The organism is Gordonia sp. GONU, from assembly GCF_024733855.1.
Lineage (GTDB): Bacteria > Actinomycetota > Actinomycetes > Mycobacteriales > Mycobacteriaceae > Gordonia > Gordonia amicalis.
Genome location: NZ_JANRHB010000005.1, coordinates 136,767 through 150,478 on the forward strand (window position 1 = coordinate 136,767; position 13,712 = coordinate 150,478).

Here is a 13,712-nt window from a genome sequence, read left to right on the forward strand (position 1 = left end):
CAGACGTAACAGGCGATTCGTCTACGGTGGGGGTATGGCACTGCTCGACACCAAGGTCACCACGGTCAACGGCGTCGTCGGTGGCGCACAGGGAAGGCGGCTGCGCCGCGGCACGATCAGCTGGCGAGGCATTCCGTTCGCCGCGCCCCCGGTGGCCCACCGCCGGTTCCGCGCGCCCGAACCGGCCCACGACTGGCCCGGCGTGCGTGACTGCACCAGACTCGCCAAGGCAGCCATCCAGGAGAAGCGGTTCACCGCCGTCGCGCCGGGGAAGTTCGCGCCGATGGCCGAGGACTGCCTCACGCTCAACGTCTTCTCACCCGAGGTCGCGTCGTCGACGGCGCGGCCGGTGATGGTCTTCATCCACGGCGGCGCCTTCATCCTCGGTACCGCCGCGACCCCGCTCTACGACGGCGCCTTCCTGGCCCGTGCCCAGGACGTCGTCGTCGTGACGATCCAATACCGTTTCGGTCCCTTCGGTTTCCTCGATCTCTCGCAGTTCGCCACGGACGACCGGCCGTTCGACACCAACGCGGGTCTGCGCGACCAGATCGCCGCGCTGCGATGGGTGCAGGACAACATCGCCGCGTTCGGCGGTGACCCCGACAACGTGACCGTCTTCGGCGAGAGCGCCGGTGGGTCGTCGGTGCTCGCCCTGCTGTCCGCTCCGGAGGCCACCGGCCTGTTCCATCACGCCATCGCGCAGAGTCCCGCCCCGGAACTCGTGGTCGAGCAGGACGCCGCGACCGTCTACGCCGACGAGTTCGTCCGGATCCTCCGCGATCCGCAACGTCGGAACACCTCGATGGAGCGCACCGAGGACCCCATCGACCTGGCCGAGGCGCAACGCCTTCTCACCACACCCAATCCCGCATTGCTGCTCGAAGCGGGCAACCGTCTCATGCGGTTCGCGACCAAGTCCTCGGGCGGGTCCATCCCGTTCGCGCCCGTCGTCGACGGCGATCTGCTGCCGCGCTCGCCGCTCGCTGCGGCCGCCGACGGCCTGACGCTGCCGGTGCCGCTGGTGATCGGCAGCAACAAGGACGAGGGGAGACTCTTCGCGAAACTCTGGAATGTCCTGCCCGATTCCGAACGCATGCTGATGCGGGTGGAGGACGAGGAGGTCCGCCGCGAGATCGCCGCCCACTACTCCAACGGCGACCGCGACCGGATCCGCCTGGCCGGTGACTCGATCTTCTGGGCACCGATGAGTGCCTTCGCCGACGGGCACAGCAAGGTCGCGCCGACCTACGTGTACCGCTATGACTATCGGACCAAGGTCCTGGACGCGACGGGCTTCGGCGCGACCCACGCGACGGAACTGTTCACCGTGTTCGGTGCCTACCGCGCGCCGATGGGCGCGGGGCTCGCGATCGCGGACTGGCCGGGCACGCGTCGTGTCACCGACAGCGTGCAGGGCCGCTGGGCTGCTTTCGCCCGCACCGGCGACCCCGGTCTCGGCTGGCCGGGCTACACGACCGCCGAGCGGAAGGTCCTGGTCATCAACGACCCGGACCGCGTCGTCACCGATCCCGACACCCTGCGGCGCCAGGCCTGGAACCGGGTGCACGCACCGTCGCAGGCCTGACCGCCGACGCGACCGGTCACTCCGGTAGCCACTCGGTGGGCGGATCGGCCGCGAGGAACGACAGCACCAGCGGGTTGAACGTTTCGGGTGCCTCCACCGGGAGGATGTGGGTCCCCGGCAGCACCGCGAGCCGAGCGTGCGGCAGCGTTCGGACGATCTCCAGCGCGTGCTCCATGCGTACCAGCCCACGATCGGCGACCACCAGCAGCACCGATGCCGGTACGTCGGCGAAATCGGCCACCGCATAGTCGGGTTCGGAGGCGAGCATCCGGATCGTCTTGTCGTAGACGACGGTGAAGTGCTCGGGACCATCGGGGGATATCTCGACGTGGTGGGTACGCAGGTACTCGACGGTCACCGGATTGCGGTCCATCACCAGTTGGACGAATCGGTCGATCCGGCGACCACCGGGATTGAGGTAACCGCCGACGGCCACCACGCGGTTCACCAGATCGGGACGGTCCCGCGCGATGACGAGTGCGACGGCCGCACTGTCGCCCCAGCCGACGAGATTCGCCGGACGTCCGACGACCGTTTCGAGATAGGCGATCGTGCGTTCGGCGATGGACGCACAGGTGAAGTCGCTGGCGGTGTCGGGACTGTGACCGTGACCGGGCCGTTCGGGCATGAACAGCAACAGTCCGGCGTCGAGGAAATCGGAGACCTGCGCGCCCCAGGATGCCGCCGAGGCGAAGATGCCGTGCAAGAGCACGGTCGGCGCGCCCTGTGGGTTGCCTTCGGAGAAGTGCCACAGCGTCGTCCCGGCGACATCCACATACACGCCGCCGTCGATCTCGTCGCCGACGTGAACTGGGCGCATGCTGGTCCTCTGGTCGGGTGTTCTCGGGTGCTCCGAGGCCATCGTCGCAGACAACGCTGCGGCTCCGTGGAACGTTCGCGACTCGCAACGACATCGGTGCGCGGATCGGATGAAAGGTGTCGAATCGGACACCCTGCGCCGGCTTCCCTACTCAGGTGTGGTGCGATGTGAGGGTCGGGGTCGCGTGAGGAGAACGGAGAATTGCACGTGTCCTGCCTGGGTCGCTGGAAACATGCGGTGGGCGTCGGATTGGCGGGCCTGCTCATCGCGGGTAGTGCATCGGTGGGAGCCCTCTCGGCGTCACCCGCGGTCGCCGTGCCCGGTGACCCGCCACCGCCGTTGAGTCTTCGAGATCTCGGCTCGTCATCGACGATCGCATTTCCGGGGCAACAGGGAGAGGTCAGCCTCTCGCTCGCCGTACCGCCGAACCTCACCCCCACCGAGATCCGCGGGACCGTCCAGTTCCCGTCGTTCGTCACCGGCGGGAATGTCGATGTGCTGCAAGGTGATCGACTCATCTCGCGGACGCCGATCGACCCGGCGGTGAATTCGCCGATCGCCCTGTCCCTCCGAGGTCTGCGCCTCGACCGGAATTCCGCCGACATCGTCCTGCGCACCTACCTGCGCACCGCCGGTTCCTGTGAGTTCGACGCCGACAACCGATTCCGGATCGTCAACGCGGTCGTGGCCTACGGCGGCCGGGAGGCGACACCGGCGAGAGTCGCCGGATTCCTGCCCCCGATCCTGCGCGCCCTGACCATCTACGTCCCCGAGGATGTGAAACCCGCGGAAGGTGCCGCGGCCGTGCAACTCGCGACCGCGGTGGTCGCGAACTACGGTTCGGCGGCCGTCGACATCCGGACCGCGTCGCTGCCCCGGAACGAGACCAGGCCGGCCGCTGCCGTCGGCCCGCTCGAACGGCAGGTCGTCATCAGTACCGATGCGCCGACCGGCCTGAGTCTCGGACCGGGAGCGGGATGGCCGGTCCTGAGAATCGGCGGCAACCCCGAGGAGCTGGCGACGCAGGTGCAGTTCCTCACCTCGGATCTGTCGAGCATCGCGATGAGTTCGGCTGCCGTGGCCGGAGCACCGTTTGCCGCACCGCAACTCGCGCCGGCGGTCAGCACACTGGCCGACCTGGGTGTCGGCGATCAACTGGTCACCGCTGCCGCGGGATGGCCGTCGATCTCCTTCGGGATCGACCAGGCGAGACTGGGACGACCTTCCAAGGACGTCCGAGTCCAGTTGTCGGGCACCTACACCCCGCTCGGCGGTCAGATCGCGGTGACCGTCGGGCCGCGGGTGATCGCCTCCGTGCCCGCGGAGCCGTCCGGCAGGTACAACACGTGGGTCGACATCCCGCACGATCTCCTGGCGCGGTTCACCGAGATCACGGTGACCTACAACCATCCCGACGTCGGGGAGGGATGCGGCACCGGGACACGGACTTCCCTCAGCCTCGCCTCGAGCGGAGAGGTCCGATCCGAGGTCGCCGACCCGCCGCAGCCGTCCGGCTTCGCCTCCCTCCCGCAGGCACTCATGCCCCGTACGGCGCTGGCCTGGACCGACGGCGGCGTCGACGACGTCCGCCGCGCGGTGGCGCTGATGACCGGATTGCAGCGACTGTCGACGGTCCGACTCGGCATCGACGTCATGCCGGTCGCCGACGCCATGTCCTCGAACGGTCCGGTCGTGATCGTCGCCGCCGACGGACAGGGGGTACCCGAGTTGCCGCTCCCCGTCGAGGCGACCGGGGGCACGCTCTCGGTGCTCGACGCCGACGGCGAACGCTCGAACGTCGTCCTCAATCCGGCCGTACGTTTCGGATCGCTACAGGTCGCGCGGCAGGACGGACGGTCGGTCCTGCTGGCGACGTCCACCGGGACCGCAGCCGACCTCGATGCCTTACTGACCTGGCTGGACGCCGACCCCGACCGGTGGCCGTCCCTCGCGGGCGACGCCGTCCTGCAGGTGGCCGGTCAGCAACCGGTCGTCGTGGTCGCCGACCAGGTGGCACCGGATCGATCCGAGTCGTCGAGCGGGACCTCGTGGGGCACCGTCGCCGTGGCCGCGGTGGGCGTCGTGGTGGTGGCGGCAGCACTGGCGACCTTCCTGCTGCGGCGTCGGCGGCGCACCTCTCCCGGGGACTGAACGCGCATGGCCGTGACCGCCTCACAGGTCGTCGCCATGGCGACACTCTCCCGTCCCGAGACGCCGCTGTTCGGCGGTCACCCATGGCGGGTCATCGCGTTCCGGTGGGTGCTGCTGGTGGCGTGCACGGGGTTGGGCTTCTGGAACACCATCGCGGCGGTGATCGACGAACTGCGGGCACAGACACTCATCCTGTACGTGCCGGTGCTGGTGGTCCTGAGCCTGATCGCCGTCGTCGGGGTCTCGTGGCGCGACTTCGACGAGCCGCCCATCCACGACCGGCAGACCGACGTGATCGTCGGGATCGTGGTGATCGTCCTGGCGGTGACGGGCAAACTTCTCGTCACGCCGCGCTACGGGCGGGCCTATCTGACGTCGCACATGGATCTGCTGGCGCTGTGGATGTTCGTGCTCGGAGCGTCGATCCTGCTGTTCGGTCTGCGGCCGGTCTCCCGCTACAAGTGGGCCTGGCTGGTGTTCCTGCTCATCTTCCCGATCCCGGTGCGCGTGTTGGTGCTGACACTCGGCGGCACGTCGCTGGCCGCCGGATTCGTCCTGGTGCTGATGGCTGTCGCCGCCACGGCGGTGGCGGTGGGCCGCACCTGGCGACGCAAGGCGGTCGCGGCGCTCATCGCCGGTGCGGTGGGTCTTCTCGCGCTGCTCGTGCTCAACGCACTCGAGGCGCCGCGCACCGTGCTCGTCCCCGGGCCGGCTCTGATCGCGGCCGTCGTGACCGTGGGGATCATGCTGGTCAGCTACCGGCGCCGCGGCGGACGGAGATGGTCACCGCCGGCGCGGGGGGAGGTCGAGGAACCGACGGTCGTCTTCGTCGGGCGGCCCGTGCTGGTGGTGGTCCTCGCGGCGATCGTGCTGGCGTGCATACCCACCCCGCCGGTCGGCAGCACCTGGCAGAGCAACACCTACCCGCAGCTCGAGATCGGCGGACAGCTCGACATCCCGCCGGGCTGGCGGCAGGAATCGGTTCGCACGTACGGCTGGGTCACCCGCTTGTACGGTCCGGGTGCGGTCCTCAACCGACAGGTGCTCGTCCAGAGCCGGGGGAGCCGGGCGTTCGACAAGTTCGCGCGCCCGCGCCGTGTCGTCGTCGACAGCGTCGACACCCGGCGACCGCTCGCGCTCGAGGTGTATCCCGACATCTTCCGCTACGACCTGTCCGACGAACGCTCGAGCGAACCCGTCGACGTCGCGTTGCCCTTCGGAGTTCGCGGGCGGATGTGGAGTGTCGTCGACGACGCGAGATACCTGACCTACACGGTGGTCTCGTGGTGGTGGAACAACGGGCGCCGGACGCAACAGGTGATGATCTGGGCCGTCGACGATCATGAGGCGACGGCGTACTTCCCGGAGCCGCGGATCACCATCCTCGCCAACCTCAACTCGCTCATGACGATCATGTTGCGCGGCAACGCCGTTCTCCTCGACACCGATCCGCAGTTCAAGGATCGCGATCTCCTGGTGGGCCTCGCCGGCGGGCTGGTGCGGTCACAACTGGTCGACTCCGCGAGGGCCGAGCCGTGACCATCGACGAACGCGACGCCGACGCGCCGGGGGTGGCACGCAGCACGCGGCCCCGGCGGCCGGTCGCCGAACTGCTCGCCGACGAGGACTACCGTGCGGAAGCGCTCCGCGACGCCGTCGACCGGTTGCGCGAGGCCGATGCGGACATGTCGGCATCGATGGCGTTCAACCGGATTCAGAAGATCATCGGGTTCACACTGCTCGGCGTCATCGCGGTGCTGATGGTCTTCTTCCCGGTGGGGACCTGCGCGGTACTGGTGTCGACGGCGACCGTCGCCTACGTCGTCACTCTCGCCGATCGGCTGGTGATCTTCCGGCGGGGACTGGTCAACGGGGCCATCCGGGTCAGCGACGAGCAGGCCCGGTCGATCCCCGACGAGGAACTTCCCCGCTACACGGTCCTCGTCCCCGCATACGGTGAGCCCGAGGTGGTCGGCGACCTCGTCGCCGCGATGGAGACCATCGAGTACCCCCGCGAGAAGCTCCAGGTCCTACTGCTGCTCGAGGAGGACGACGAGCCGACGATCGAAGCCGCACGCGGGGTCGAGGCGAATGGCCTTGTCACCGTGGTCCTCACACCGCCGGCACAACCGCGAACCAAACCCAAGGCGTGCAATTTCGGCATGCACTTCGCGACCGGCGACATCGTCACCATCTTCGACGCCGAGGACAAACCCGATCCCCTGCAACTGCGTCGTGCGGTCTACGTGCTGAACAACTCCGACGACGAGTCGGTGGTGTGCGTCCAGGGCAAGCTCAGCTTCCACAACGTCCGCGACAACATGCTCACCGAGTGGTTCACCGCGGACTACGGGATCTGGTTCGGCTTCCTGCTGCCCGGGATGATGGTGAGTCGGGCTCCGATTCCGTTGGGCGGCACGTCGAATCACTTCAAACGCGATGTGCTCGACCGGATCGGGGCGTGGGATCCCTTCAACGTCACCGAGGACGCCGACCTCGGGGTGCGGATCGCCGACCACGGTTACCGCACGGTCGTGCTGGACTCGATCACGCTGGAAGAGGCCAACGTCGACGCCATCAACTGGGTGCGCCAGCGATCCCGTTGGTACAAGGGCTACATGCAGACCTGGCTCGTGCACATGCGTCACCCGGTCAAGCTGTGGCACATCCTCGGGCCCGTCGCGTTCGTCCGGTTCACGCTACTCATTGCGGGCACGCCGTTGATCGCGTGCGTCAACATGGTGTTCTGGCTGATCCTCGCGCTGTGGATCGCGGGGCAGCCGCTGATCGTCGTCGACCTCTTCCCGGGACCCATCTACTACCTCGCGCTCGTCTCGATGCTGCTGGGCAACGGTGCGGCGATATACATGAACCTGATCGCGATCCGGGAGGACGACCGGAGCGAACTGCTGTTCTCGGCGTTGCTGATCCCGCTGTACTGGCTGATGATGAGCGTCGCGGCCATCAAGGGCATGTGGCAGATCCTGGTCAATCCGTCGTACTGGGAGAAGACCTTCCACGGCCTGTCGACCAGCCATCAGGGATCCGCGGCGGACGATCCCGGTGAGCAGGGCGCACACGGCACGAGTGGGGAAGAGCCCGGAGGCGCCACGTGAACCGGCGGCTTCGGGTCGGGGTCCTCATCTTCCTGGCCGCCTGGTTGCCGTATCTGATCATCGGGGTCTATCTGGCGACCGAGGTGCACCTCTTCTTCGGTGATGCGTTGTCCAGGGTCCAGTCGGCGCAGAGCGTGTTGTTCAGCCGGACACCGCATCTGTCGGCCATCGGCTTCGTCTTCACCCCGCTGACCGCGGTGGTGCAACTGCCCCTCGTCGCGTTGAGCCCGTGGTGGCCGGAGATGACCACCCACGCGCTGTCGGCGGTGATCATGTCGTCGATGTTCATGGCCGGTTCGGTCGTCCAGATCTCGGGTATCGCTCGCGATCGGGGTCTCGATCCGGTTGTCGCCGCGGTCTTCACGATCTGTTATGCGGCGAATCCGATGGTCGTGCTGTACGGCGCCAACGGGATGAGCGAGGCGCCGTACCTGTTCTTTCTCGCCTGGGCGTCGCGCCGCCTGATCCGCTGGGTCTCCACCGATGACGTACATGAGCTCGTCGTCGCGGGAATCGCGCTCGCACTGTCCTACCTCACCCGCTACGACGGCGGGGCGGCCGCGCTGGCCGCCGGATGCGTCGTCGGATGGGTCACCTACCGCCGCCGCGACGGGCGAAAACGTCTGTCGCGAAGCCTCGTCGACATCACCCTCGTCGTCGCCCCGAGCGCGCTGGCCTTCCTCGCCTGGGCGGCGACCGGCTGGCTGATCACCGGGAACGCGTTCGCACAGTTCACCTCCGAGTACGGCAACGCCGCCATCATCGCGCAATCCGGCGGCAGCGGATCGTCGACGACGAGCGAAGCCATCTGGTTCTCCATCACCGAGTTGGCCATTCTCGCGCCGCTGTTGCCGATCCTCGTCGTGGGGCTGATCGGCGTGCGTGCGCGGCGCCACCGGCTGTCACCCCTGTTGCCGGGGCTCATGATCGTGGCGGTACTGGCCTTCCAGGTCTTCGGCTACGCGCGGGGTTCGACCTTCGGCTTCCTGCGGTTCTACATGACGGTGATCCTCCTCGCCGCCATCGTGGCGTTGATGTCGGTCCCGCTGCGCCGGCCGATCCCGATGCGTCGCGCGGGCGCCCACGCGGACCCGGCGCCTGTGCGGCCCTACGCATCGCGGTGGGGGTACACGATCGCGTGCACCGTGGCCATCGTGGTGATGGCGTCGGCGCTGCCCGTGACCGCGATGGGGATGACGTCACCGAAGTACGCCCCGCAGGAATTCGCGCTGGGATCGGTGGTGAACCCGCAACCGGATTCGGTTCAGCAGAAGTACCTCGACGAACAACGCGTGGTCCGCTCGTTCTCCACCGAACGTGCTCTGGCCGAGTACCTCGACGGGCTTGCCCTACCGGACGGTTCGGTCCTGTGCGACACCGTCTACGGATTCGCGGTGGTCGTGCAGTCCGAGCGGCCGCGACAGTTCGTCATCCCGTCGGACCGGGACTTCGCCCAACGGCTCAACGCTCCCGCGGACCTCGGTGTCAGGTACTTCCTCACCGTTCCGGTCGAGGGTCGAGGTGTGGCGGATGCGATCAACCAGCGATATCCGACCATGTACGAGAACGGTGCCCAGATCGGGGCACTCGTCCTCGAGGCGCGCAACGACGGTGCGGACCTGCCGGATTGGCGTGTCTATCAGATCATGAGATGACGACGATCAGCGCGCGTGGTCGCGCACGACCTTCCACGCGGGATCGTGTGGGCCGATGTCGTAGGTGCATTCCGATGTGCGGGGGTCGGGTACATACGACCACAGCAATGCGCCCGCGGTTCCGGCGTCGCGCTGGCGGGTGATGATGGCGTCGAGCTGCCGCGCCCGGGTGGACAGCGGCAGGCACGATCCGGCTTCGATGCCGATCTCGTTGACCACCAGTGGTTTTCCGAGCTGACGCGACTGTGTGATGCGTGTGGGCAGATTGCTGCCGCGCGCTCCGGAGTGCGTGCCGGAGCTGTAGTCGTGGAAGTCGAGTACGTCGATCCCGCTCGACCCGGCGACCTCCGCATAGGCGTCCCCGGCGATCCCGCACTGGTCGCCACCCACCAGTCCGGAGAAGATCGGTCGTGCGTCGTCGAAGGAACGGAGGTGCGCACCGGCCTGATCGAAGAAGTCTCGCAGCACCGCGGTGGCGTCGTCGGGGCACACCCGGTTCCGCCAGTCGCAGGCGGTGCCGCAGCTGCTGGCCTCCGGTTCGCCGACCAGTTCCCAGCCGATGATCGACGGTTCGTCATGCCACCGGTTCACGGCCGTCTGCACCCACTCGGCATAGGTCTGGTGACTTCGCGACTTCTGGGTGCGCCAGCCGTTCACATAGAAGCCACGGTCCTTGAACCGGCCGTCCTCGCAGTCTCCCGATCCGCCCGTGAGCACCGGCAACACCAACTGCCGATGACGGGAGGCGGCCGCGAAGACCCGGTCGAGCGGTCCGAAATCCATAAGCCCACTGCGCTTGTCGACGACAAAGGACGAATACAGGTTGAAACGGGTGAGCGCGCGCGGCGGCAGTTGCGCGAAATAGTCGTCGAGATCGACCTCCGCGCCACAACCGGTGTTGACCGACCAGTCCGTGCCGAGCTGGTAGGCGTTGAAACCGACGGGCCACCAAGGCTTCCCGTCGAGGGTGAGGCCGGTGGGCGTGGCGCGGACCCGGTGGGACTGGGTGGACTCCGGTGGACCGGCCAGCGGGGTGAGGGCGCAGCCGGTCATGCAGATCAGTCCGCCGAGCACGACGACCAGGGCGGCGGCGAGCATCCGCATCGTGCGCCGGTGTCTCACAGCTGCAGGCTACTCGTCGCCTAGGGTGGCGTCATGAGGAGTACGTCGATGGCACAAACGAGGGCGCGGATTTTCGCTTCTGCCTGCGCCGGTGGTGTCGGCGTCGCGATCGTCCTCGGCGGATGTGGTTCGACCGAACCCGCCGGTACCGGTGCCCCGATCAGCGCGACCGCGAGCAGTACGACACCGGGCGGTGTCACGTCCAGCGGTGTCACGTCCAGCGGTGTCACGCCCAGCGGTGTCACGGCGGGAGCAGCCACGACGACCCACGGTGCGAGCGACTCGCCGACCACTCCGACGGTGATTTACCGGGCACCCTTCATCGAACGCGTCGAATGGACCGACACCGAGGTCGGTCCCAGCCTCTCGGTGTTCCCGACCACTTCCGGCCGGTACACGCAGGACCCCACGGCCATGGCCGCGGCATGGCGGGAGGTCGTCGGACTCGACGCCGGCGCGGACACCCCCGGCATGCAGGCACAGTTCGACTGCCACTGGCGTTTCGCGCGGATCGTCGAACCCGAGAAACCGAGCTGGAACCTCGAACCGGGACGCCCCGTCGTCACCGAAGAGGACATGATCGGCGCCCGCTGCAATCCAGGGTTCGCCGAGGAGTACTGACGCCCAGGAGTACTAGCGCGTGGCGTGCACGCGGCGTGAGCCGATGAAGCGGCACACGACGTAGATCACGAACGAGATGATCGTGACGAACACCGAGACCGGGAGTTTAGGCGCGAGTGACATCAGCAACCCGCCGACCGCGGCGATCTCGGCGAAGACGACCGACAGCACCAGAGCCCGAGCCGGATTCGCGGTCACCCGCGCCGCCGCCGCACCCGGGGTGATCAGTAGCGACATCACCAGCAGCGCGCCGATGATCTGGACGCCCTGGGCCGCCACGAGTCCCATGATGACCGCGAAGACGACGGACAGTGTCCGGACGGGCACGCCATGCGCTTGCGCGACCCGCGGATCGGTGGATGCGAACAGGAGCGGTCGATAGATCACCGCCAGCACGGCGACGACCACGGCGGTGGTGATCGCGATCGCCACGAGGCCGTCGATCCCGACGCTGACGACCTGTCCGGTCAGCAGCGCGAAACCGGTACCGATGCGGCCGTAGAGGGCGAGGAACAGGACACCGATTCCGAGGCCGAACGCCATCACGACACCGATCACGGAGTCGCGTTCGCGGGCCTTGTTGCCGAGGAACCCGAACACCGCGGCCGCGATCACCGCACCGATGACACCACCGAGATTGACACTGAAGCCGATCAGCAGAGCGGCCGCCGCACCCGTCACCGACAACTCGCTGCAGCCGTGGACCGCGAACGACATCTGCCGCGCCACGATCAGCGGTCCCAGCAGCCCGCCGAGCAGTCCGAGCAACATCATCGCGAGCAGCGCCTGCTGCATGAAGTCGTAGCCGAGCAGGTTCACGGTTTCGGAGAAGTCCCAGAGGTCGCTGAACTGACGTTCGACGGCCAGCGAGGTCACGCTCATGCGGACTGGCTTCCGGTCTCGGCGATGTCGACGCAGTGGTGTGCGTCCTCGCCGCCGATCACGATGAGTCGACCGTTGACCCGGAGCACCTCGACGTCGCTGCCGTACAGCTCGCTGAGCGTCTCGGTGGTCATCACCTCGTCGGGGGTGCCGATGCGGAACCGTCCGCCGACCAGATAGAGCACACGATCGACGTAGGGGAGGATCGGGTTGATCTCATGCGTGACGAACACGACCGCGGTCCCGGCCCGACGTCGACGCTGGTCGATGAGGTCGACCACGACCTGCTGATTGGTGGGATCCAGGCTCGCCAGCGGCTCGTCGCACAAGAGCAGAGCGGGATCGCTGACGACGGCCTGGGCCACGCGCAGTCGCTGCTGTTCGCCGCCGGAGAGGACGCCGAGCGGGGCGTCGGCGTAGGGGAGCGAATCCACCGCGGCGAGCGCCCGGTCGACGAGTTCGCGCCTGCGCGACCGGCCGCGCAGGCCGAGTCCCCACCGGCCGCCGTCGACTCCGAAACCGACCAGGTCCCGGCCGCGGATCGCCATGGGGTCGGCGTCATCGGCGTGTTGTTGCGGGATGTAGCCGATCGCGTCGGTGGTCGCGACGGTGCCGCTGTCGAGGGGGTACTCGCGCAGCAGGACACGAAGGAAGGACGTCTTGCCGGAGCCGTTGGGACCGAGCACGGCGACGAACTCACCCGGGCGGATCGTCAGGTCGAGGTCGTCCCAGAGCACGCGGTCGCCGAAGCCGAGTCGCGCACCCGAGAACGTCACCACCGGGTCGGTGCCCACCGTCATCGCGGTCACTTCTTCTCGGTGCCGAGGGCTGTCGCGAGCGCGTCGATCTGTGCGCGCTGCCAGGCGAGGTAGTCGGTGACGCCGTCCGGGAGGGTCTCGGTGAACTCGACAACCGGCACCTTCGAGGACTTCGCGACGTCGAGCATCGCGTGGGTCACCGGGTCGATGGCCTGGACGTTGTAGATCAGGACGGCGACACCGCGAGATGCGAGAAGATCCTGCATGGCGGCGCGGTCCGCGGCGGACGGCGACTGGCCCTCCTCGACGGCCTGGGTGAACCCGGCGGGAGCCGCGTCGACCAGGCCGGCCTCGGTGAGCAGGTAACCCGCGAGCGGTTCGGTCTGGGCGACCTTCGTGCCGTCGTGCGCCTTGCGGATGGCGGCGAGCTCGGTCCGCAGACCGTCGATGCCGGAGGTGAAGGTCTCGGCGTTCGCCCGGTAGGTCGCGGCGTTCTCCGGGTCCTGCTCGGACAGCGCATCGGCGATCTTGCCGGCGACCTCCGCGACCACGGGCAGGTCGTAGAAGACGTGCTCGTTCTCGGTGCCGTGGTCGTGACCTGCGTCGCCATGGTCGGTGTGGTCGCCCGCATCGTGCTCGTCGCTGCCGGCGAGTTCGAATGCGTCGACGACGGTCGCGCCCGAGGACTTCGCGGCCTGCTCCATGTAGGCGTCGTAGTGACCGCCGTTCATCACGAGGATGTCGGCGTCGGCGACCGTCGCGGTGTCGGCGGCGGACGGCTCGAACTCATGGGGATCGCCATCGGTGCTGGTGTACAGGGAGGTGACGGTGGCCTTGTCACCGGCGACCGCGGAGGCGACGGAGCCCCAGACGTTGGTCGACGTCACCACGGTCGGGGTGCCGTCTCCGTTCCCGGAGTCGCTCGAGCAACCGGTGAGCACCAGCGCGGCGGCGGACAGAACTCCGGCCGCGGCCAGAAGCGATTTCCTCATGAGACCC

General features: G+C 68.0%; 11 protein-coding genes. 6 read left to right on the forward strand and 5 right to left on the reverse strand.

The features are described from left to right. Positions 1-34 precede the first annotated feature (34 nt). Positions 35-1,588 (forward strand): carboxylesterase/lipase family protein, encoded by a 1,554-nt coding sequence (locus tag NWF34_RS07230; protein ID WP_258324525.1) that lies wholly within the window; start codon positions 35-37, stop codon positions 1,586-1,588. A gap of 16 nt (positions 1,589-1,604) precedes the next feature. Here the strand turns inward: NWF34_RS07230 and NWF34_RS07235 are convergent, their stop codons facing one another. Continuing rightward, positions 1,605-2,408, reverse strand: coding sequence for an alpha/beta fold hydrolase (locus NWF34_RS07235; protein WP_258324526.1), 804 nt, complete (start codon positions 2,406-2,408; stop codon positions 1,605-1,607). Positions 2,409-2,609: 201 nt separating this feature from the next. Between NWF34_RS07235 and NWF34_RS07240 the strand changes: the two genes are divergently transcribed. Genes NWF34_RS07240 through NWF34_RS07255 form a run of 4 tightly spaced genes read left to right on the forward strand, consistent with a single transcriptional unit; the run spans position 2,610 to position 9,330 of the window. Continuing rightward, positions 2,610-4,559, forward strand: coding sequence for a hypothetical protein (locus tag NWF34_RS07240; RefSeq protein ID WP_258324527.1), 1,950 nt, complete (start codon positions 2,610-2,612; stop codon positions 4,557-4,559). 6 nt (positions 4,560-4,565) lie between these two features. Beyond that, a complete protein-coding gene (locus tag NWF34_RS07245; RefSeq protein WP_258324528.1) occupies positions 4,566-6,098 on the forward strand; it encodes a hypothetical protein in 1,533 nt (510 codons plus the stop codon). Next, positions 6,095-7,675, forward strand: a complete 1,581-nt coding sequence (locus tag NWF34_RS07250) for a glycosyltransferase (RefSeq protein ID WP_375295630.1) — start codon at positions 6,095-6,097, stop codon at positions 7,673-7,675. Before NWF34_RS07245 ends, NWF34_RS07250 begins: the two co-directional genes overlap by 4 nt. Next, positions 7,672-9,330 (forward strand): glycosyltransferase family 39 protein, encoded by a 1,659-nt coding sequence (locus tag NWF34_RS07255; protein ID WP_258324530.1) that lies wholly within the window; start codon positions 7,672-7,674, stop codon positions 9,328-9,330. Before NWF34_RS07250 ends, NWF34_RS07255 begins: the two co-directional genes overlap by 4 nt. Before the next feature lie 6 nt (positions 9,331-9,336). On the opposite strand, the gene NWF34_RS07260 is transcribed toward NWF34_RS07255, so the two are convergent. Beyond that, positions 9,337-10,428 (reverse strand): beta-mannosidase, encoded by a 1,092-nt coding sequence (locus NWF34_RS07260; RefSeq protein ID WP_258324608.1) that lies wholly within the window; start codon positions 10,426-10,428, stop codon positions 9,337-9,339. Between the two features lie 72 nt (positions 10,429-10,500). Between NWF34_RS07260 and NWF34_RS07265 the strand changes: the two genes are divergently transcribed. Further along, entirely contained in the window at positions 10,501-11,073 is a 573-nt protein-coding gene (locus tag NWF34_RS07265; protein WP_258324531.1) for a DUF2599 domain-containing protein, read from the forward strand. A 12-nt stretch (positions 11,074-11,085) separates the two neighbouring features. Here NWF34_RS07265 and NWF34_RS07270 read toward each other — a convergent pair whose 3' ends face one another. The 3 genes from NWF34_RS07270 to NWF34_RS07280 are packed head-to-tail and all read right to left on the reverse strand — an operon-like array spanning position 11,086 to position 13,705. Continuing rightward, positions 11,086-11,955, reverse strand: a complete 870-nt coding sequence (locus NWF34_RS07270) for a metal ABC transporter permease (RefSeq protein WP_258324533.1) — start codon at positions 11,953-11,955, stop codon at positions 11,086-11,088. Then, positions 11,952-12,755, reverse strand: a complete 804-nt coding sequence (locus NWF34_RS07275; protein ID WP_258324535.1) for a metal ABC transporter ATP-binding protein — start codon at positions 12,753-12,755, stop codon at positions 11,952-11,954. Before NWF34_RS07275 ends, NWF34_RS07270 begins: the two co-directional genes overlap by 4 nt. A gap of 5 nt (positions 12,756-12,760) precedes the next feature. Continuing rightward, positions 12,761-13,705: a metal ABC transporter solute-binding protein, Zn/Mn family gene (locus NWF34_RS07280; RefSeq protein WP_258324536.1), complete on the reverse strand. Its 945-nt coding sequence runs from the start codon at positions 13,703-13,705 to the stop codon at positions 12,761-12,763. Between the last annotated feature and the right edge of the window lie 7 nt (positions 13,706-13,712).